General features: G+C 44.2%; 18 protein-coding genes. 10 read left to right on the forward strand and 8 right to left on the reverse strand.

What is annotated here, in order from left to right:
* Positions 1-44 precede the first annotated feature (44 nt).
* The 3 genes from ACKPVM_RS16175 to ACKPVM_RS16185 all read right to left on the reverse strand — a co-directional run bounded on the left by ACKPVM_RS16175 (position 45) and on the right by ACKPVM_RS16185 (position 2353).
* On the reverse strand, positions 45-1157 hold the full coding sequence (locus ACKPVM_RS16175) for a serine hydrolase domain-containing protein (RefSeq protein ID WP_409310629.1): 1113 nt from the start codon (positions 1155-1157) through the stop codon (positions 45-47).
* Positions 1158-1516: 359 nt separating this feature from the next.
* Positions 1517-1726 (reverse strand): helix-turn-helix domain-containing protein, encoded by a 210-nt coding sequence (locus tag ACKPVM_RS16180; RefSeq protein ID WP_409310631.1) that lies wholly within the window; start codon positions 1724-1726, stop codon positions 1517-1519.
* Positions 1727-1738: 12 nt separating this feature from the next.
* Complete coding sequence (locus ACKPVM_RS16185) at positions 1739-2353, reverse strand: DUF2975 domain-containing protein (RefSeq protein WP_409310632.1); 615 nt, start codon at positions 2351-2353, stop codon at positions 1739-1741.
* Between the two features lie 303 nt (positions 2354-2656).
* On the opposite strand from ACKPVM_RS16185, the gene ACKPVM_RS16190 reads away from it, so the two are divergent.
* Complete coding sequence (locus tag ACKPVM_RS16190) at positions 2657-4183, forward strand: MFS transporter (protein WP_409310634.1); 1527 nt, start codon at positions 2657-2659, stop codon at positions 4181-4183.
* 388 nt (positions 4184-4571) lie between these two features.
* On the opposite strand, the gene ACKPVM_RS16195 is transcribed toward ACKPVM_RS16190, so the two are convergent.
* Both ACKPVM_RS16195 and ACKPVM_RS16200 read right to left on the reverse strand, forming a co-directional pair.
* Positions 4572-5582: an AI-2E family transporter gene (locus ACKPVM_RS16195; RefSeq protein ID WP_409310636.1), complete on the reverse strand. Its 1011-nt coding sequence runs from the start codon at positions 5580-5582 to the stop codon at positions 4572-4574.
* Between the two features lie 766 nt (positions 5583-6348).
* The gene (locus ACKPVM_RS16200) at positions 6349-6741 is read right to left on the reverse strand and encodes a transcriptional regulator (protein ID WP_409310638.1); all 393 of its coding nucleotides are present in this window, start codon (positions 6739-6741) and stop codon (positions 6349-6351) included.
* 784 nt (positions 6742-7525) lie between these two features.
* Here ACKPVM_RS16200 and acs point away from each other — a divergent pair.
* From acs to actP, 3 genes are all read left to right on the forward strand, one after another.
* Complete coding sequence (gene acs, locus ACKPVM_RS16205; protein WP_409310640.1) at positions 7526-9520, forward strand: acetate--CoA ligase; 1995 nt, start codon at positions 7526-7528, stop codon at positions 9518-9520.
* Positions 9521-9676: 156 nt separating this feature from the next.
* Positions 9677-9988, forward strand: coding sequence for a DUF485 domain-containing protein (locus ACKPVM_RS16210; protein ID WP_409310642.1), 312 nt, complete (start codon positions 9677-9679; stop codon positions 9986-9988).
* Positions 9985-11643 carry a cation/acetate symporter ActP gene (gene actP / locus ACKPVM_RS16215; protein WP_409310643.1) on the forward strand — a complete coding sequence of 553 codons (1659 nt, stop codon included), beginning with the start codon at positions 9985-9987 and terminating at the stop codon, positions 11641-11643. The genes ACKPVM_RS16210 and actP overlap by 4 nt, the downstream gene beginning before the upstream one ends.
* A 264-nt stretch (positions 11644-11907) precedes the next feature.
* Here actP and ACKPVM_RS16220 read toward each other — a convergent pair whose 3' ends face one another.
* Entirely contained in the window at positions 11908-12657 is a 750-nt protein-coding gene (locus tag ACKPVM_RS16220; RefSeq protein ID WP_409310644.1) for an oligogalacturonate-specific porin KdgM family protein, read from the reverse strand.
* A 150-nt stretch (positions 12658-12807) separates the two neighbouring features.
* Positions 12808-14523, reverse strand: coding sequence for a polysaccharide lyase family protein (locus tag ACKPVM_RS16225; RefSeq protein WP_409310646.1), 1716 nt, complete (start codon positions 14521-14523; stop codon positions 12808-12810).
* 600 nt (positions 14524-15123) lie between these two features.
* Here ACKPVM_RS16225 and ACKPVM_RS16230 point away from each other — a divergent pair.
* The 5 genes from ACKPVM_RS16230 to ACKPVM_RS16250 all read left to right on the forward strand — a co-directional run bounded on the left by ACKPVM_RS16230 (position 15124) and on the right by ACKPVM_RS16250 (position 19773).
* A complete protein-coding gene (locus ACKPVM_RS16230) occupies positions 15124-16200 on the forward strand; it encodes a Gfo/Idh/MocA family protein (RefSeq protein ID WP_409310648.1) in 1077 nt (358 codons plus the stop codon).
* A gap of 9 nt (positions 16201-16209) precedes the next feature.
* Positions 16210-17082 carry a sugar phosphate isomerase/epimerase family protein gene (locus tag ACKPVM_RS16235; protein WP_409310650.1) on the forward strand — a complete coding sequence of 291 codons (873 nt, stop codon included), beginning with the start codon at positions 16210-16212 and terminating at the stop codon, positions 17080-17082.
* Between the two features lie 36 nt (positions 17083-17118).
* Positions 17119-18438 carry an MFS transporter gene (locus ACKPVM_RS16240; RefSeq protein WP_409310652.1) on the forward strand — a complete coding sequence of 440 codons (1320 nt, stop codon included), beginning with the start codon at positions 17119-17121 and terminating at the stop codon, positions 18436-18438.
* Between the two features lie 180 nt (positions 18439-18618).
* Positions 18619-19140, forward strand: a complete 522-nt coding sequence (locus ACKPVM_RS16245) for a gluconokinase (RefSeq protein WP_409310654.1) — start codon at positions 18619-18621, stop codon at positions 19138-19140.
* A 102-nt stretch (positions 19141-19242) separates the two neighbouring features.
* A complete protein-coding gene (locus ACKPVM_RS16250; protein WP_409310655.1) occupies positions 19243-19773 on the forward strand; it encodes a gluconokinase in 531 nt (176 codons plus the stop codon).
* A gap of 2 nt (positions 19774-19775) precedes the next feature.
* Here ACKPVM_RS16250 and gntR read toward each other — a convergent pair whose 3' ends face one another.
* Positions 19776-20771, reverse strand: a complete 996-nt coding sequence (gntR, locus tag ACKPVM_RS16255) for a gluconate operon transcriptional repressor GntR (protein WP_409310657.1) — start codon at positions 20769-20771, stop codon at positions 19776-19778.
* A gap of 529 nt (positions 20772-21300) precedes the next feature.
* Between gntR and ACKPVM_RS16260 the strand changes: the two genes are divergently transcribed.
* Positions 21301-22317: a TRAP transporter substrate-binding protein gene (locus ACKPVM_RS16260; protein WP_409310658.1), complete on the forward strand. Its 1017-nt coding sequence runs from the start codon at positions 21301-21303 to the stop codon at positions 22315-22317.
* The last annotated feature ends 136 nt before the right edge of the window (positions 22318-22453 follow it).

Here is a 22453-nt window from a genome sequence, read left to right on the forward strand (position 1 = left end):
CACTGCTCCTGACTTATCAATAACCCGTTCGATTCACATTAATATCATTGGGTACGTTTAGTATCGTGCGATAACAGCAGACTCAATGCCGTACTTTCCAGCGGGCTGGCGGTATTAGATAACATCACTACCGCTTCTCCGGCCTGTCGGTCCAGAACAATCATACTGGAAAATCCCCCGGTCGAACCATTATGCCATGTGATATCACGCCCCTTAAACGTTGAGATAAACCAGGCCATGCCTATTCTGGCCTGTTCATCCGTCTGTTCACGTGGAATCAATGCCGTCTGTCCGGGAAACGTCCCCTCCAGCAGTCGTTGCGCATACTTTGCCATATCCGTAATCGTTGAGCGCATGCCACCCGCAGGTGCATAGGCCATCATCGTCCACGGCCTCTCCCGAAACCCGCCTATCGAATAGCCCGTGGCAGGGGAACGCGGCAGATTCGTTGCCTTTTCCGGTACTGAGGTTTGCGTCAATCCCATTGGCCGTAATAAACGTTCGGTCACTAACGAGGCATAACCATGCTGTGTTCGTTCCGCAAGGGCATCCCCGAGTAAAGCGAACCCCATATTTGAATAGGAAAAACGCCCGCGACTGCTCAACGGATCCGCTTTTGCCTGTTCAAGAAGCGTGAGTCGATCGACTGGATAAGGATCACGGTGACCCACCACAGCCAATAAGATCTTAATTCGATCAAACCAGCGGGATGAAATACTGCTCAAGCCAGCATGGTGAGTCGCCAATTCCCGTAATGTCGCCTGACCGATCGTTGAGTCACCAAGTTCAAGAATATCGCCAAGTGGCGTATCCAGCGTCACCTCCCTCCGTTCAACCGCATCTGCCAGCAGTGCCGCCGTGAACGTTTTCGTTATCGAACCGATTTCATACTGTGTATCGGGGTTTGTTCCCCAGAACGCGTAGCGGACACCCTGTGGGTTGATCAACGCGACAGAAACCCGATCCCGAGCACCACTCAGCAACGGCGTTAATTGCGCAATTAATTGAGGGTCGCCCGATGTGTTTGATGAAGGCGCTCCTCCACCGGGCATCGTTTTAATTGCTACGGCCATAATTAAAGCGGGTATTAAAAATAGAAAAAGTAATCGTTGATAAAAAAAACCGAATAATTTCGTTTTACCGCGTCTTGTTGACATGGCAATACCTCACTTAATTTTCAATAAGCAATGCAAGAATAGAAAAATAATCTTTTACTTTTTAAAACATCAGAAATTATATTTTACACCAAGGTAAGAGATGACATTCCATACCCAAGTTCAAAATAAAATACACCCCAAATAATTCAAGTTTCAGGACAAAAATGTCAAAACATTTTCGAACAGCACTTGCGCTACCCCCAACGAAGCAAAGCCCGTAGATGAGCCGAGTAATGAGCTTAGCTAACGTAAATGCGACTTGAAGTATGACGCATATAGCCCTCCTAATGGGATCGGCTCTTAGCTACGCCAATATTATTTCTCTCATACTATTAATCATTTCACTGTATTCATAAAAATCATTCAACATTCTGATATTCGATTAAATCACCGGGTTGGCATGCCAATACCTCACAGATTTTCTCTAAGGTATCAAAACGAATCCCTTTAACCTTCCCCGATTTCAACAAAGATAAATTCTGCTCCGTGATCCCAATTATCTGGGCTAATTCACGGGATTTCATTTTTCTCTGTGCCAACAGCACATCTAATCTGATAATTATCGGCATAACGTATATGACTTATATAAATTGGCTATTTTCTTCTGCGACATAAGCCGCTTCTCTCATCGCCCAGGCCAGAACAAATAAAAAACAACCAGCAAGGAGCATCAGGATATCACCGAGATCAATCGATACCAGCAACAATGGCGACCTTCCCTGTCCCACGGTCAGCCAGTATGCCAATATCGTTTTTAATAATGGTACCGACATTCCCAACACGATCACGCTAAGAGCAAGTCGCTTTAAATAATGGGACGCACGAATTGTCAGGTGCAGACCTTTACGGACTAACATACACACACGCATAACCTGCAATAGCATGTTGGCAAGTAACAGCGCAATGCCGAACGTCAATAGGCTTCCCACCACTAAATTGGGAAACGACAATTGAAAAAGGGGCGTCGGTTGATTTACCACATTGAGGAAAACCGCCAGATTATGTTGTAAAGACTCATCGGAAAAACCAAACCAAATAATAAATGGCGCGATGAGAATCAACATGCTCAAGATGCCAAGTACCCACAGCAACACACTTGCCAAGCGCCGGAGATTTGCGGCTGATTTACCGTAGCGTGGGCTATCATGTTCAACAATATTGCATAACCCTTGATGGCGTATTGATAAGAACTTCATGACTTTCCTCTGAGGTTTTAACCTACCGACTCGACCCCATCAGATTACATCAAATTTATCGTAAAACAATAATTTTATCGTTTTACGATAAGTTTTAATCCTAAAACAAGCATAAAAATAAGATTTACATTGATAAATAAAAATCAAATTAAAAAATCTTATTTCATGATCTGTCTGACAAATCGCCATTAAAAGAGTACCAAATCGTGATCCTCAGTTTACTTTCAATGAAATAGGGCAAATCATAAGAACAGTAGTTCAACTGAACTGAAATATTGTTTCATTTTTGTAAGCGGATTGATCATGAATAGACCAATATCATTTAAACATACGTTCTGCTACGGCAGTGCAAACTTGCTAGGCAGTGGCGCATTAGCGATCAGTGGCGCGTGGCTGATGTACTTTTACACCACATTTTGTGGTTTAACGCTGGTTCAAGCTGCGGCAATATTTTCTGTCGCGAGCATTATTGATGCCATTAGTAACCCGATAATGGGTTATATCAGCGACAATTTCTATAACACCCGCATTGGCCGTCTATTTGGTCGCCGGCGTTTCTTTATCCTTTTAGGCGTACCGTTGGTATTGGTATATCCACTGCTATGGGTTGATGGTTTTGGCTTCTGGTACTACCTGGCGACCTATGTCCTGTTTGAGTTAATCTATACCTCAATCATGGTGCCGTATGAAACGTTGGCCACTGAAATGACCAATGATTTTAAACTGCGCTCCAAACTAACGGGCTCCAAAGCCATTTTCGGTAAAATCGCTAACTTTCTCGCCGCCTTCATTCCCGGTCAATTCATCGCGATTTACGGTAAAGATTCCTCAACACCGTTTTTCTACACCGGCCTGGTCTACGGTGCCATCATGTGTGCGGCAATGATCGCGCTGTATACCACGAGCTGGGAACGTCCGGTTAATGAACTGGTACGTGAAAGCACGTCCAGCCTGTGGCAGGCATTGAAAAAACTGAGCATAGACATGGCGTCGACCTTCCGTTTGCGTATTTTCCGCAAGCATTTGGGTATGTATCTCTTTGGTTTCGGTGCTGAATGGCTGTTCGCGTCCTCCTTCACCTATTTCATTGTATTTGGCCTAAAGCAGGATACGGCGTTAGTCTCCCATCTGAATAGCTTCAGTTCCGTCATGCAGCTGATTTCCACCGCGGCATTCATCGGTATTTGCGTCAAAATGGGCTTTGCTCGGCCTTTCCGCCTGGCGCTAATGGTTGTGATTGTCAGTGTGCTGGCCTATGCCGCACTGTATTTCACCAATTGGTCCGAGAGTGCCACCATCGCCGTATTATTTGCCATTACGGCCGTCTTTGGCCTGAGTACCGGTGGTATTTATTACATTCCATGGACGGTTTACACCTTTTTAGCCGATGTGGACGAAGTACTGACGGGGCGTCGCCGTGAAGGTATCTACGCGGGAGCCATGACATTCGCCGGGAAAATGGTACGTTCCGTCATCGTGTTCGCGATGGGCTGGACATTAAGTCAATTCGGTTTTGTGTCCGGGCAATCGGCACAGCCGGAGTCTGCCGTTCTGGCCATCATTGGCGTATTCTCATTAGGTGTCATCGGTCTGGCACTCATTGCCATTTATTACACGACCCAAATGAAACTGGATCGTGAAAATCATGGGATTCTGTTAGAAGAGATTGCCCGTGTAAAGGCAGGTGGTGCACTGAGTGATATTCCGCCTCATGCCCGTGCAGTGGCTGAAGAGTTGACCGGTTGGAAGTACGAGCAATGCTGGGGTAACAACCCTCTGGGAGTGAAACCGGAAGAAGAAGAACCTCGTATTGCCACGGCTCAACAATAATCCTTCCTTTTGAGTGGCAGGTGTATCTGATACATCTGCGCACTCAATGAGTTAACGTATCTACCCAAAATAATTCAAGTTGCGTGAAGGCGGCAACCGCACGAATCCCCAGGAGCTTACTCAGGTAAGTGACTGGGGTGAGTAAGGACAAATTGGCTAAGCCAATTTGAACGCCGTTTACGGCGGCCCTTCAGGGCGAGGCTCAAAGATGAGCCGAGTATTGCCAACGCACAAGCAACTTAAAGTATGACGGGTATATCGGCACGATATCAACCAGCCCAACGCATTACCGGGCTGGTTTTTTAGCTTTTCATTCATACCATCACAGATCGAATACCCCCAGAAAAGCGAGGCAGACGATAAAAAGTTTTCCTACCAACAGGAAGCATCAAATCAAATCGGCTTCTTTCAGTTCGCTTTTCAGATAAGCATAGTAGATTGGCGCGGCGATCACTCCTGACAGGCCAAACGCAGCTTCAAACACCAGCATAGCCAGCAAAATTTCCCAGGCATGGGCTTTAATTCTGGTGCCGACAATCTGCGCATTCAGGAAATATTCGAACTTATGAATCAGCATTAAATAGATCAGCGCCACCAGCGCGATAGGTAAAGAAATCGAGAGCGCGGAAAGAAAGACTATCGAATTAGATATCAAATTACCGATAACCGGCAGTAAGCCGAATACAAAGGTCAGCACGACCAGCGTTTTGGAAAAAGGCAAATGAATACCAAAACAGGGCAGTGCGCCGAGAATAAAGATGGCAGAGAGCACGGTATTCACCGCAGAAATTTTCACCTGGGCAAAAACAATATTGCGAAACGATGCCGATAACAAAGCAACACGGCGCAACAACTCGGCTTTAAGTAACGGTTTATCCTCATCATTATCAACATTGTAGAGAGAAATAATCGCACCCAATACCATACCAATCAGCATTGTGACAAAACCGTGTAAAAAGCTTTTCCCCATATTCTGCAAAATGGCAATATGCTGCTGTACCCACTGTAAAAACTCATGCTGGAGCTCCTCGACACTAACCGGCAGATAGCCCGGTAAATAGAGCATCATTTGTCGTTGGATATCATTAAGAATATAGGCGATACGCATATTGAACGCGGTCGTATCTTTCATTTCCTGCATCAGCAAGCCAACCAGACTACCAAACAACAGGCTTAGCAGACTGACAACCAACGTACTAATAATCGCAACAACCATCCAGCGAGCCCGTTTTCCACTAATAACCTTTTGAAAATAAGGTGTCAGTAAATTCACGATCTCATAAACGAGAAAACCGGCGATGAAGCAAGCCAACAAACGCAGTGGCAGCAAAACCAGCAGCCCACCCATAATAAAGAAAAAGCTCAGAAACCGGGCTTGTTTCAAATTCAGTAACTGCATAATGACGTCCTGTATACATAAAATAACGCGGTAATAGATAACCCCTGAATCTCTTATCTGGCCCGGGTTCCCAGAAAACGCCTCAGACAACAAGCGAGCGATCAGAATGTATTTTTAGTGTTTTACTGCAGAAACACCAGCGGTGTTTTAGCGTCGATCAATATCAGGACGTTTGTTTCCCCATCTGATAAAACATGAAGCTCTGTGACCTCGTTATCATTCATATTACAGGCTTCATTACGCCGCACTCCCCCTGAAATGGGGCCAAAATCAAGCCATTATGATGACATCTCGTGGTCATCTTTTTGTCAGATTATCCTGTTTTAATCATCAAAACGAAAACCACACTAACGCTTACACCAGCCAGCCCAATAAAAGTGCCCAAATGACGGTTACCGCCCTTGAGTAATCGCACCCAGATAGCTAAGTGAATCGGACTTGAGATGGAACGACAAAACTCACGGCATGACTGCAAGTCAAATACGTGAAGGGGTATGATGAACATCGGTGTATTTAATGACCTGAATAGAAAAACACCAGCAGAGAACAACGCTGCTGGTGCTTTACAGGATAAAACGTCGCTCTTTAAACGACATAATCCGAGGGCAAGGCAAAGAAACGATAATATCTATTTATACCAGGAGAGCGGAGCATAATATCAATGCAAACGATGACTATTGATACTACCGTCTTTATTTATCGTATTCACAATTTTACTTATGACGATATTTTTCACCAGGAATAGCATTATTTGTCAAAATAACACTCAAGACGCCAGATTTGCCGTAGGCTCTGGTGAGTCCTGATTCAGGATCAATAATGACAATACCCGGTTTTCAACATTCAATTTAGAGAAAGACAATGTGCTCAGTTGTTTCTTGGTGAAACCATCAGACAGCAAATCGGATACGACACGAGTGCTTAGCACATCAGAATTTGTCATAAAGTCCTGATAAGCAAACTTCACATTAATCGGCAATACATCATCAATCGAAATCTGAGCATTCATTTCAGAGTGCAGCCCAAAATGGGCATTAAACGCTGAATTGGCACATACCACTTTACATTTTTCATCAATGACGGCGACAGCACACCGTTCGTTTTCAACAGGTTGACTTAGCATGCCGATGATCTCATTCCTGCCAAATATCAGACTCATTATTTCCTCTGCTTCATGCTATAAGTAGAAGGTATCGTTCAATACTGCTGGTACGGTTATCGCCCACAGTAAGTATCGATAAGCATCAAACTCACCGGCGCTTGCAGGGCGTCCGGCACAGTGTCGTTATCTGAGTTGTTTAGTTTTTAAAACCGGCCTTACTTAATGAAACAAAAAAATAACAATTAGCGCTTCTTCTATCTGACCGACGCTGTAATTTGCTTCCGCAGGTTGATGGGCACAGGGTTAATTGCCCAACCTCGTTCATTGACTGAAAATTATCCATGCCGATACAGATTTTGATAATCAGATAAATCTACTTTATCCAAATCCTACAAACACGTAACAACATAAAACAAAAACCGCAACATTCAAACACATAAATCTTGGCGAATAGTCAAGAATGATAGAAATATACATCGAACGACATGGTCACTATCGGCTGAATAAGAGGGATCTTTATGTTCTTTGATCGTAAAGGGCGATCAAAAATACGATAACAATAGTTGCAATCTATTGAAAATAGTAAATTGATCGTTACAGCCCCTATTGACGAACGTTTTATATCCGCAATCCCAATATTGTGACATACATCACTTATTACATTTATCTCTTCGCGTAACGAATTGCTTATTTCATGAACAGGTCAACTATTCTTTAAGTAATCCTTCACTGCTTTTCCCTCCTTGCGTGATCTATCGCGCAAAAAAGAAACAAATATGATCAGTTAACTACACTTAACCATTCATTGACATATCATTAACATGTTTAAGGAGAAGCGCACATGACCCAACATAATAAACACTCTATACCCGCCGCAATTGCGGAAAATGCACTGATAAATGCTGACAAATACGAAAAAATGTACCAGCACTCCGTCAACGATCCTGCGTCTTTTTGGGGCGAACAAGGGAAAATTGTTGATTGGATCAAGCCTTATCAACAGGTTAAAAATACAGCCTTCGATCCCGGACATATCCGCATTCGTTGGTTCGAAGACGGTACATTAAATGTAGCGGCCAATTGCCTGGATCGCCACCTTGCCGAACGAGGAGATCAAACCGCGATCATTTGGGAAAGTGATGACGCCAAAGAAAGTAAAAAGATCACCTATCGGGAATTACATCAATCCGTTTGCCGTTTTGCCAACGTCCTTAAATCCCAAGGGATCAAAAAAGGTGACGTCGTGGCTATTTATATGCCGATGGTGCCAGAAGCAGCCGTTGCCATGCTGGCGTGTGCCCGAGTGGGCGCTATCCATTCCGTGATCTTTGGCGGCTTCTCACCTGAAGCGATTGCCGGGCGTATCATTGATTCAAACGCCAAGCTGGTGATCACGGCGGACGAAGGTATCCGCGCCGGACGCACCATCCCGCTAAAGAAAAATATTGATGAAGCGCTGAAAAACCCCGGCGTCAAAACGATCACCAATGTCATTGTTTTCCGTCGTACCGGTGCACATTCCCCCTCTTCCCAATCATCAACAGCCACACCAGAAACGTGGCAGACCGGACGCGATCTCTGGTGGCACGATCTCATCGAAAAAGTCGACGATCGCTGTCCGCCTGAAGAAATGAACGCCGAGGATCCTTTATTCATCCTCTATACCTCCGGCTCAACCGGTAAGCCTAAAGGAGTTCTGCATACAACCGGAGGTTATCTGGTTTATGCCGCACTGACGTTCAAATACGTTTTTGATTACCATCCGGGCGAAATTTACTGGTGTACGGCAGATGTCGGCTGGGTAACCGGGCATAGCTATCTGCTTTACGGGCCATTGGCTTGCGGCGCAATCACGTTAATGTTTGAAGGCGTTCCCAACTGGCCGGATGCGCGACGTATGGCACAGGTGGTGGATAAGCATCAGGTCAATATTCTCTACACCGCCCCTACCGCTATTCGCGCACTGATGGCGGAAGGCGACAAAGCGATTGAAGGCACTTCGCGCACATCGCTGAGAATCATGGGATCCGTTGGCGAACCCATCAACCCGGAAGCCTGGGAGTGGTATTTCAACAAGATTGGCAATGGAAAATGCCCGATCGTCGATACCTGGTGGCAAACGGAAACGGGCGGTTTCATGATCACACCGCTGCCTGGGGCGATCGAGGCCAAGGCTGGCTCGGCAACGCGTCCTTTCTTCGGCGTCCAGCCTGCGTTAGTTGATAATCTCGGCAATCCGCAAGAAGGCGTATGTGAAGGCAACCTGGTTATCACCGATTCCTGGCCGGGTCAGGCTCGTACGCTGTTCGGCGACCACGATCGATTTGAGCAAACCTACTTCTCCACCTTTAAAGGCATGTACTTTAGCGGTGATGGCGCACGCCGCGATGAAGATGGTTACTACTGGATCACCGGACGAGTTGATGATGTCCTCAACGTTTCGGGTCACCGACTGGGGACGGCTGAAATTGAATCCGCGCTGGTTGCGCATCCAAAAATCGCCGAAGCTGCCGTCGTCGGCATCCCACATAACATGAAAGGTCAGGCGATTTATGCCTACATCACGCTGAACCACGGTGAAGAACCGTCCAGCGAACTGTATACCGAAGTTCGCAATTGGGTTCGCAAAGAGATCGGCCCGATCGCAACACCGGATATTCTGCACTGGACAGATTCTTTACCGAAAACCCGATCGGGCAAAATTATGCGTCGGATCCTACGCAAAATCGCGGCAGGTGATACCAGCAATCTGGGTGATACCTCTACGCTGGCCGATCCTGGCGTCGTCGACAAACTGCTGGAAGAGAAGCAGGCCATGAGTACACCTTCACCATGATAATCAAACTCATGATCATCAACCCTACGATCGTTTGACTCAATGCGCGCGTCACACACCACCGGGCCTGACAGTAGGTTCGATGGTGTGTGGCTGGCCTTAAGCCAACCCACCTGAACGTGGCGCGATCAATCAATAGCTTACTGGAGACTTACGATGAATGATGCCATTTATCAACGGATTGAAAGTAATCCCCTTTTTAGAGAATTGGTGAACAAACGACAGCGCTTTGCCACGATCCTGTCGCTGATCATGCTGGTGCTTTATGTCGGATTTATTTTGCTGATCGCCTTTGCCCCCAGTTGGCTAGGTACACCGATCGCTCCAGGTTCAAGCATCACCCGCGGTATCCCGATTGGTGTCGGGTTAATTATTGTGTCCTTTATCCTAACCGGCATTTACGTTTACCGCGCTAACGGTGAATTTGACCGCCTGACAAAACAGTTACTCAGCGAGGTAAAGCAATGAAAATGCGTTTCATGATGCTGCTTGGGCTACTGGTTTTATCGCCGACGGTGTGGGCGGCGGACGCGCTGACCGGAGATGTTCAGCGCCAGCCGCTAAATATTCAGGCAATAGTGATGTTTCTGCTGTTTGTGGGCGCAACGCTTTATATCACCTATTGGGCGTCCAAACGGACACGATCGCGCAGTGATTATTATACGGCTGGTGGCAGTATTACCGGGTTTCAGAACGGGTTAGCTATTGCGGGTGACTACATGTCAGCCGCCTCCTTTCTGGGCATCTCCGCGCTGGTATACACCTCGGGTTATGATGGGCTGATCTACTCGCTCGGCTTTCTGGTTGGCTGGCCAATCATCCTATTTTTGATTGCCGAACGCTTACGTAACCTTGGCCGCTATACCTTTGCAGATGTCGCCTCCTATCGTCTGCAACAACGTCCAATCCGTAGCCTGTCAGCCTGTGGTTCATTGGTCGTGGTCGCACTCTATCTGATAGCCCAGATGGTCGGTGCCGGTAAACTGATCGAACTGTTGTTTGGTCTGAACTACCACATCGCGGTGATTTTGGTGGGTATTTTGATGGTGATGTACGTCATGTTTGGCGGCATGCTGGCAACAACCTGGGTACAGATTATCAAGGCGGTTCTACTGCTGTTCGGCGCGACCTTCATGGCGATTATGGTCATGAAATCCGTCAATTTTAGCTTTGATGCCTTATTCAAGCAGGCAATGGACGTTCACCCGAAGGGTATCGCTATCATGAGCCCTGGCGGGCTGGTTTCCGATCCGATCTCCGCATTATCTCTCGGGCTGGGGCTAATGTTCGGTACGGCGGGCCTGCCGCATATTTTGATGCGTTTCTTCACCGTAAGCGATGCGAAAGAAGCGCGTAAGAGCGTGTTCTATGCCACGGGCTTTATGGGGTATTTCTACTTTCTGACCTTTATTATCGGTTTCGGTGCCATTCTGTTAGTCAGCGCCAATCCCACCTTCAAAGATGCGGCCGGTGCGCTCATCGGTGGTAACAATATGGCCGCAGTTCATTTGGCTGACGCGGTTGGGGGCAATTTCTTCCTCGGCTTTATCTCTGCCGTTGCCTTTGCGACCATCTTAGCCGTTGTAGCCGGGCTCACGCTGGCAGGTGCCTCTGCCGTTTCCCACGATCTCTATTCCAACGTGATCAAAAAGGGGAAAGCGACAGAGCGTGATGAACTGAAAGTATCGAAAATCACCGTACTCGTGCTCGGCGTCGTCGCGATCGCACTCGGTATTCTGTTTGAAAATCAGAATATCGCTTTCATGGTCGGTCTGGCCTTCTCGATTGCCGCCAGCTGTAATTTCCCGATTATTATCATCTCCATGTATTGGTCGAAACTGACGACGCGTGGCGCCATGATTGGCGGATGGGCTGGGCTCTTGACGGCGGTTATACTGATGGTTCTGGGGCCAACCATTTGGGTGAAAATTCTCGGTCACGCCACGCCGATTTATCCCTATGAATATCCGGCGCTCTTCTCCATGCTGGTGGCTTTCGTTGGTATCTGGCTGTTCTCCATTACGGATAAGTCGGAAGCTGGGCAACAAGAACGCGCCCGTTTCCACGCTCAGTTTGTACGTTCCCAAACGGGCGTCGGTGCCTCACGCGGCGGTTCACATTAGTTCTCTCTATACCCAAAATAATTCAAGTTTCAGGAAGACGGCAAGCGAAGGAATCCCGATGAGCTTACTCAAGTAAGTGATTCGGGTGACAAATCTGCTGGGAGCAGATTTGAACGCTGCCTGCAGCGGCCCCAACGGGGCGAGGCTCATGGATGAGCCGAGTAACGAACGCAGCCAACGCACATGCAACTTGAAGTATGACGGGTATAACGTCGAGCGCCCGACAATCCACATTGGGCGCTCGCCTTTCTTATTGAATAATGATTATTTAAAAGTATAAGCGACGCCAACGCGTAAACGCAGTTGGCGCTCACTCGATTTAGAAGAACGATTAATATCACCAAAGCTAAAGTAAGGGCTCCACTCTTTTTTATCGCCTACAGCATAATTAAACTGCAACTCTTGTTCATAATCATTTTTCTTCTTATTGAAGAGATTTTCATCCCCATGTTTGAAAATAATTTTATAGGTCGTCGTGAGGTCGCCGGTTCTATAACGTAAGTAGCCATCAACCCGATTCACCGTCCTGTGTTTACTCGTCGTACAGGCTGTACCTGCTTTTTTACATTCATTTTCGTGGGCATAATCGGTTAATTCTAATCGGTATAACCCGCCAGCAGACCAATTATCGTTAAACTTATACCAGGGAGAAACCCCGACTTTCCATTCAGTCCGTGTCGAATTAAATTCAGGTTGGAATAACGGCGATATCGTCCAGTTACCAAATTGATATTTTTTAGCTAGTGTCATTTCTACCGCATTCAGGACCGGATCTTTGTAAGCCTGATCTTTAACATTTGAACCGCCCGTCTTAAATTTCGTTTCTACTGCAAAAGAGAAGTTATTCGGTAACTGCGTCGCTAATGTCAACTTATCATAATGCGTCCGATCGCGTAGACGATATTCATGACGGTAATCCATCGATACATTTCTTAAAACAACATCAGCACTCGCCTGTCCAACGAACGCCAAACACAAAGAAGCCGCAACAAATATTTTATTTGAAGTTTTCATTCTTGCCTCATTATTATGAATATACCCTAAACTATCCGAATGTCAGAGCACCTCATTACCGTTAGATAATTATCCCGTGGTGACAACTATTTTGACATTTACCGACTACCTTTAAATTCATCGAATGATTGTTAAGTTAAAAATCTATTATTACTCCTCGCTCAGCGTGATAACGTCATACATTAGGCTCCCACCCTTTAATCTCAACGAAACAACATTATTTCCTTTATTTAATACGTCATAATTAATCGGGATACGATTGAAATGATACTGACCACTGGTCAATGCGCCTCGATAAATCGCTTTGTCATTGTCATATTTTAATGTCGACAATGTTTTACCATTAACGATCACATCCAACTCAGGCGTTGTTGGCTTCGTCATACCAAAATTACTGGCCGCTGCTAAGGCTATATTGAGATAATACGTTTTCTTTTCTGGCTGCATCGAAAAACGGATATCCCATTTTCCTGGTTTTGTTTGGGCGTAATACCAATCCCGTTGATAATCACTGTGGCTAACATCAAACGTTAGATTGGCAGGCACATCATTCTGCCAGTGGTAGTTACGAATTTCGTTACCAAACCGAAATTCCCGCGCCTGACGATCGGCCTGCCCAATAGCCCAAACTACGGGTTTAGCATCAGGAATAACAATATCGGCTATTTTCTGACGTTCGCCACCGATCTTGATCCGTTGTTCGGCCAACACTCCGGGTTGAGTTCCGCTATTGGCATAAACGGAGACCTGATATTTCCCCGGACGGACATGATCAATAGCGAAATTTCCCTGACTGTCTGTCGTTCCCTGATAAGAATAACCTCGCGTTTGAAGATCAAAAGGTTCGTCCAATGATGAAGAAAGTACGACAGTCATCGGTGCCTGAGCGTTAACTCGTCCGGTAACCTGAGTCCGTTCAATCGGGTAATTTTCATCATTCAACCAGCGATAAGGCCAGGAAACTTTCTCTGTTAACGATTGACGACCGGCATCAGCAATGACCTGCTGTTCACTCCCTTGATTGATATAGAGCAACCAGGGCCCGTAGAATTTTTTCCATCCAGGCCCGACAACCATATCCGGCGTACCTAAATGCGCACCGGTCATGTAATTCAGGATGATCGCGTCCTGATGAACCATCAAATCCTGTTTGAGGGCATCACCTGAAAAATACTCCTGATTGCCGTGAATTAACCATGCTCCGATGCCATTACCGAATACTCCCCAAAACGGGGTGGAACGCATATAACCTGCAAAATCATATTTGGAATAAACTCTGCCATCGGGCAGTCGCCAGGTTTCATCCTGTATTTTCGGTAATTGTTCAAACTGGCGGTAGAGTAATGGTTTTCCGGTATGGACGCCGTTATAAATATGATCGAGCCGTGACGGATCAAACCGGTACACATTACGTAATTCACTTACTTTCACATCGTGATCGCGGGTATTCTCAGCGATGACATAACTGTAAATACCGCTCACGCCACGGCGCATAATTAAATGATATTCTAATCGCAGTAGCCCGTCTTTATCATCAATATAAGCGACATGTGCCATATCGCGACTCTGACTAATAACGTTAACTTTTTCCGGAACAAAATCTTTAACGCCTTTGACATAATAATCCAGGTATGCACTTCGATTTTTACTTGGATCGCGTATGGCACCAGAAAGATTGGCAACAAGATTTTTTCCATCTTTAAGAATGCTCACCGCACTGCCATCTTCCCCGAATGTCACCCTGAGTAAGCCATTATCCAACACCGTATTCATACCAGATACGGATAAGGAAACGGCATCATCCTGAGCACAATAGCCATAGGGCATCAGCATTGTACTCATTAGCAACAAGATACTTTTCTTCACAGCCAGCCCTCTTTTTATTTCCGTAAAATTAAGCGTTCATTTCACGGTGAACGCCACTCTATACAGCTGAAATAAAATAGAGGATGACCACATGACTCACCTTCACATTATTGCCATGTTGTATTTTTACTCGGCAGCAGGATAAAGATCGGCATGATCTATCTCTCATAAATATACATTTAGATTTTTTTAATTAACGCTTAGTTTTAGTCAGTATCGTTAAAAAACTCTTTACTTAATAACAAAAAAACTTCATATACTGGTAAATAAGTATAAAAACCATATTGGCTGTACCTAAACCATTATTATTTCCCAAAGTACCAGATATTTCCGTATTCACATGTAGTGACATGCTACGAAAGTGAAAGATGATATCGTTAGTAATTTATCGTTCAAATCACAATAAAAGGGGAATATTTCATTAAAAACATGAATAATCGTGATACTTGTCACGATTTTTAAAACAAGAAGCTTGTCAGTGTAGCCATTTTTTATTCTCCATGCTTGAATGTTACCGATAACAAAGAAGTGTTTCTTACATCAGAAGGTTTCGGGATTTTTTTTAATCATTACTGTTACCGGTAACTTAAGGGCGATACTATGACGTTGAAAACAGCAATTATTGGGTGTGGAAAAGTTGGTGACTTCCACGCTAAAGCTTATGAAAAATTAGAAAATTCGGAATTTAGTGCCGTTTTTGATCGCGATATATCTCGAGCAAAAAACTTTGCGAATCAATACGGAGTAAAAGCGTACGATGATCTAGCAGAAATGATAAAGGTAGAGGGGATCGATGTCGCAAGCATATGTACACCACATCCGGTCCACGCTGAAGTTGCCGTAGAGGCCGCTAATCACGGTTGTCATATTCTGGTAGAAAAACCGTTAGCCAGCAATCTGAAAGACTGTGATTCCATCCTTAATGCTGCGGATAAGCATAACGTTAGAGTTGGCACTGTATGTCAAAGACGTTTCTACCGCCCTTGCTTAAGAATTAAACAAGCCATTGATGACGGTAAAATAGGACGTCCGGTTTTAGGTTCAGTAACCATGCTAGGTTGGAGAGACAAAAATTATTACGAAAGCGATCCGTGGCGTGGTACATGGGACGGTGAAGGTGGAGGAGTTTTAGTTAACCAAGCACCTCATCAATTGGATTTATTACTATGGTACATGGGCGAGATCGAAGAAGTATATGGCATATGGCGAAATCTGAACCATCCCTATATTGAAGTAGAGGACACTGCTGTTGCTGTCATCAAATTTAAGAACGGCAGCATTGGTAATGTTGTTGTCAGTAATTCTCAGAATCCGGCTCTGTATGGGAAAGTTCATATACATGGTGAGAATGGTGCATCTGTTGGCGTACAAACAGATGGCGGAGCCATGTTCATTGCTGGCGTATCCTCAATTACTGAACCTCCATATAACGATCTATGGACAATATCTGGTGAAGAATCGCACTTAAGAAACTGGCAAGAAGAAGATCGTGATTTCTTCAATAATCAAGACTCTATGTATTACTATCATCAATTGCAGATTAATGACTTCCTGACATCAATCATTGAAGGTAAACCTTCATTGATTGACGGTATCGCTGGTAGAAAAACGGTTGAGCTCATTGAAGCGATATACCTGAGTACAAAAACAGGATTACCCGTTAAGTTCCCTCTTTAATAAGGGGTTATGATGAAAATCGGTTTTAACCAAGCCACCTCAATGCACTGTTCAACACTTGAAGAGGATGTTTATCTTTGCGAAAAGAATGGGTTTGATTTCATTGAATTCAGGCTAGATAAACTCGAGGAATTCTTAGAAAAAAATAATCTTGATGATTTAAAAAACCTTTTATCAGGGAAAAAAATAAAGCCACATGCGTTGAACGCTTTGTATACTTATGATGATTTATTCAACGGCAATGACGATGAAAAAGATAACCTGATTATAAAAAAGTTTGAATATGACTGTTATATTGCGCAGGAGATACAAGCGGGATATTTTATCGTTGTCCCGCCCCTTCAGCGCAACCCAAACGGTGGTCCTTACTCTGGCTCGGTTGAAAAAACACACGAGAATTGCGTCAGAATTTTACAGCGATTGTCTGATATCGCTAAAAATTATGATATCAAACTTTGTTTTGAGCTCGTAGGATTCAATAGAAGCTCAGTGAGGACGGTAGAGCAAGCTTGGAATATTATTAATGAAGTCAATGAAGATAACGTTGGTTTAGTCTTCGACTCATATAACCTTCATCTTTACCATGGCCTGAATGATTTTAAAGTTATAAAAATGGTAGATCCAAAGAAAATATTTTGTGTTCATATTAACAACGGAGATTTCATTGATATCGAAAAAGCCACACAAGAAAACCGGCGTTTTTGTGATTCAGGAACGGTTGATCTAAATAATTTTCTCAAAAACCTGAAGGATACGGGATACGATGGAATAGTATCTGTAGAGATATTTAGACCAGAATATTGGAAGAAAAAACCTGACTGGGTTATATCAAAAGCGTATCAGACAACAAGAAAAGCAATGGAAGATAACGGCGTTTATTAACACAGTTAACAACTAATTTTCACCGAGGGAAATTAAATGAAAGCCACAAGATCTCGTTTTTTTGTGCTGTTTCTATTATTTATAGTCACAGCTATTAACTATATGGACAGGGCAAACTTGTCAGTTGCAGGGACAAGCATACAAGGAGAGTTTGAACTTTCCCCATCACACTTAGGTCTACTTTTCTCGATGTTTACTTGGACTTATGTGCTTAGCCAAGTACCAGTAGGCTATATTCTTGATCGTATTGGTGTACGAAAACTATATGGTATCGCTGTTATCGTATGGAGTATTTTTACCTGCTTAATGGGGATAGCATCTCACCATCTATTTACTACAGCCGCAGCTTCATTTGCATTTCTTTTACTTTGTCGGGCACTAATAGGTATAGCTGAAGCACCATCATTTCCAGCCAATGCTAAAATTATATCAACATGGTTTCCTACTCAGGAACGAGCTAGCGCAACCGCGCTTTATGCTTGCGCACAGTACATTGGTCTCGCTCTCCTCACTCCATTGCTCGCCTTTATTGTTGCTAACTATGGTTGGGAGATGTCATTTTATGCATCAGGGGGAGTAGGTATCATTTTTGGTATTTATTGGTTATTTAAATACCGCGATCCACTTGATAGCAAAAACACAAATGCCGCTGAAATAGAGCATATAAGAAAAGGCGGTGGTTTAGGACAAGCAACAGCAACCAAAAAAGATGTTAGTGAAAAAGTTGAATGGAAAGATGTTTCGTATGTTTTAAAACAAAGAAATATCTGGGGGTTATTTATCGCTCAGTTTGCCATAAATTCCACACTCTATTTCTTCCTAACATGGTTCATTGTTTATCTGGAAAAAGGTCTTCATCTCTCGATATCTAAAGCAGGAATGGGGGCAGCATTCCCTTATATGATGGCAATGCTTGGCCTGTTATGTAGTGGTTTTGTTAGCGATGCACTAATGAAAAGAGGTATTTCTCGTACATTATCTCGAAAATTGCCATCTGTCCTTGGACTTGGTCTTGCTGGTACAATATGTTTTGTAAACTTTTTTGAAGATAAACCCGCTATTGCTATTGCTATTTTGTCATTCGCTTTTTTTGCTAATGCCTTCGCGAATATTGGTTGGGTTATTCTGAGTGACATTGTTCCTAGCAAGGTAATCGGCACTGTTGGTGGTTTTTTCAATATATCAGGAAACCTCGCCGGTATTGCCACTCCAATTATCATGGGAATAATACTACAAGCTACAAATAGTTTTGCCTATGCGATGTATTATATAGCTTTTGTGTCTGTGTGTGGTGCTCTATCTCATATATTTGTTATCAGAAATTTAGATACTATCAAACTGCCAAGCATGAATTAATTTATGTGACAGTCAGGAAATATGACAAGGATGTTTCTTAATATGTAACCAACCATGTAGTTAAGTGAGATTACCGATCATCAGTCTCATTTAGTTAAAGTGGTAAGAACAGTATAATTTACACAAATAAATTTAATAAAAAATTATATTTAATATGATAAAATGAACACTAGGGAAACTATGAGTAACTTTGTTTATATATTAATGGGTGTCTCAGGCTCAGGTAAAACGACCATAGCTAAAGAGTTATTTAAAAAACATGACATCCCTTATATTGATGGTGATTATTTACATCCAAAGTCAAACATTCTAAAAATGTCTAGTGGTGAGCCACTAAATGACAAGGATAGAGAACCATGGCTCAGATTAATCAATAATGCAGTGTTCTCAATGCAACGGACTAATTTTGCTTCTATAATAATTTGCTCATCACTTAAGAAAAAATACCGAGAAATGATAAGAGACTCGAATGAAAACATAAACTTTTTATTTCTTGATGCAGACTTCGATAGTATTTTAAAAAGAATAAATAATAGAGTAGGTCATTTCCAAAAAAGCCAGATGTTAGATTCTCAGTTTAGTGTCTTAGAAACGCCAACAGAGGATGAAACTGATGTTTTCTTTATTAACGCAAATCAAGGTGTTGATAGAATAGTCAATATAATAAGAGAGATTTGTTTTTCACAAAATGCCCAAATCTGAGCAAAGATACAATACAGTAACCTTGCCCGTTACCGGTAACGTGATAAGATACACTTAATTGAAGAAGTTTAAATATTACTTTTTAGCATAGAGATCAAACTTATGGCAGGACAAAGCATAGTTATCATGGGTGTATCGGGTTGTGGCAAATCCAGTGTGGGAGCGGCAATTGCCAGAGAATTGGGCGCTAAATTCATCGATGGAGATGACCTGCATCCACGCGCCAACATTCAAAAAATGGCCAGTGGCACTCCGTTAGACGACAACGATCGCGCACCGTGGCTTGAACGCCTGAATGATGCGGCCTACAGCCTGCGTCATAAAAATGAAGTGGGCCTGATTGTCTGCTCCGCGCTAAAACGCCGTTACCGTGACCGCCTGCGTGAAGATAACCCCGGCATGATCTTCCTGTATATGAAAGGGAGTTTCGAGGTCATACTGGAACGGTTGAAAGCACGTGCCGGCCATTTTATGCCGACCGATCTATTGACCAGTCAATTTGAAGCACTAGAAGAACCGGCGGCAGACGAAACCGACATACTCGCCATCGATATCAACGGCGAATTCGAGCAAGTCGTTAACCGGGGAGTTGAAACCTTACGCGCCGCAGGCGTGGTATCTCGTCGCGCTTAGTATCAAATGCTGCTGCCGGGCAAAATAACAAAGCCTAAATCAAGCCGCTGGGGGGTAACCTCTTCCCCCCGCAAACGGGCAAGAAGTCGTTCTGCCGCGATTTGTCCCATTTTCTCTCGAGGGGTCAACACGCTGGTCAGTTTAGGCTCCATCGATTGACCGATATCGTGTCCATGGAAACCGGCTATCCCGATATCCTCGGGGATACGTAGCCCTTGTCGACGGCACTCAAAAGCAGCACCGATAGCAAGGTCGTCATTCGTACAAAACAGACTATCCGTCTCAGGATAGCGCTGACGCGCCTCCCTCAGCAATTCACCGCCCAAGCTATAGGTGGATGGGCGATCGGTACAAACACAGCGAGGCGTCAAGCCACTATCCCGCATCGCCTGTTCATATCCCTGCATTTTCATGACGGTACGTTCATCCTGACGGGCACCAAGATAAACAGGATGGGTATGTCCATATTCCAGCATGGTTTTTGTCATTTGATAAGCCGCTTCATGGTTATTGAAACCCACGGCCAAATCGATACACGGAGATTCACTATCCATGATCTCAACTACCGGAATCCCCGCTACCTCAATCATTTTCCGCGTCCGCTCAGTGTGAGAGCGCTCAGAAAGGATCAGCCCGTCAATATTGTAGGAAAGTAGCGACATCAGACGCATCTCTTCGCGCTCAACATGATACCCATAGTGAGCCAACATGGTCTGATAGCCATGAGCATCCGTCACACTTTCAATACCGCGCAGCACCTCAGCAAAAACCTGGTTCGTCAGTGAAGGTAGCAATACCCCAATAGCGCGGCTCGTTGAATTAGATAGAATTTCTGGCGCCCGATTAGGGATATAGCCAAGTTCGTCCAATGCCACCGCGATCTTGCTACGCAGCGCCATTGAAACCATGAGTGGATCACGCAAATAACGGCTGATCGTCATTTTAGTGACACCAACTTGATTAGCCACATCTTGCAAACCAGGTCTTTTTTTCTTCATTTTCAACTAATTAAATTGTGGTTGACGGATAATTCAGTTTACCAAAGAAAATGCCCCCTGTCTGTTGCACTGGCGTATTAATGCGCTCCTCATCCAATCGACATACACACCGCACGGACCGGACCTAGCCCGAAGAAGTAAAAAGTATCGGATTGAAAATAAATGGCTAAGTTGTGACACCATTCTCACTAACAGCTTGCCGTCCCGATCACCTACATCAAATTACTGATAGCTTGAACACATCTTAACCTCCACACGAGTGACTCACGTCACATAATCCCCTCTTCTGTCTGCCCCATTAAATCAATTCCAATTACATTAAGTGTAATAATTACAGATTGTTACATTTGGTTTCTTCTGTTAGTTCATATCCGATGTAACGGCCAGAACCAGGAAAAGATCACCCTGTCGTCTCAAAAATTGACCAATAGCTTGAAAAAATACCGAGTACAAAAGTTTGATCAATCAGTGAACTACCCATAGTGATAGGCAAGCGTTTAATTATCGATTAAAAAAAATGGAAAACCTTATGAAATCAATTAAGTGTATTGTTACATCGTCTCTGCTCGCCGCAGCACTTTCTTTCTCTTTTTCAGCCAATGCCGAGGAAATAAAAGCCAGATCGTTGAAGATGCCGCTGGTTAACTCATTCACACACCCGCAGGGATTGGGGGCTAAAGCGTTTGTCGCGGAAGTGGCAAAAAACAGTAATGGCAAAATAAAGATCAATATTTTTGCCAACGGCGTTCTGGGTGGCGAACAGCAAGTTGCCTCCGCGATGCAAGGTGGGACGATCGAAGTGTCCATGATGTCTCCCGCGCAGTTGGTCGGAACCATACCTGAATTCGTTCTGCTGGATTTCCCCTTTTCCTTCAAAAATGAAAAGCAGGCTGACGCAGTGTTAGACGGTCCTCTGGGTTCAAAATTAATGGAATATATGCCAGCGAAAGGATGGGTTGGATTGGCCTATATGGAACAGGGTTATCGCAGTGTCAGTAATAACAAGCACCCGGTTAATACACTGGAAGACTTGAAGGGGCTGAAAATCAGAACCATTCTGAACCCGCTGTATATTGATATGTTCAAAGCATTAGGCGTCAACGCCATTCCGATGCCTATGCCAGAATTATATACCGCATTGGAAACCAAAACGGTTGATGGACAGGAAAATCCAGAAACGACACTGGACGCCAACAAGCTGTATGAAGTACAGAAATACTTCAGCGGAACACGTCATATCTATAACCCTCAAATGCTGATGGTCAGTAAAAAACTATGGGATAGCCTGTCAGATACGGAAAAGAAAATTTTTCAGGATGCGGCCTATATCGCTCGTGACGTACAACGCAAAGCAGCTCGCGATATCACAGTGGAAGCAAGAAAACGCTTGGTAGAGCACGGCGTTAAACTTAACGATATCGCTCCGGAAGAGTTGGATAAAATGAAACAAGCCGTTCAGCCCGTTGTGGATAAATATTCCGCCTCATTGGATCCCGCACTGGTTGAACTATTCCGTCAAGAGCTGGAAAAAACGCAAAACTTGTAACTTAAAATTAAATTTATCGAATATATCTTCTTGAGCCATCTTTCCAGTTCATCTGGGAAGATGGCCGATATTGTGACTTAACCACCAGGTAGGGTGCATTTCATGGGCAGTGCGGGAGCCATCATCCAGAGAACTA

This window comes from Pectobacterium hainanensis (assembly GCF_046237015.1).
Lineage (GTDB): Bacteria > Pseudomonadota > Gammaproteobacteria > Enterobacterales > Enterobacteriaceae > JBJYIN01.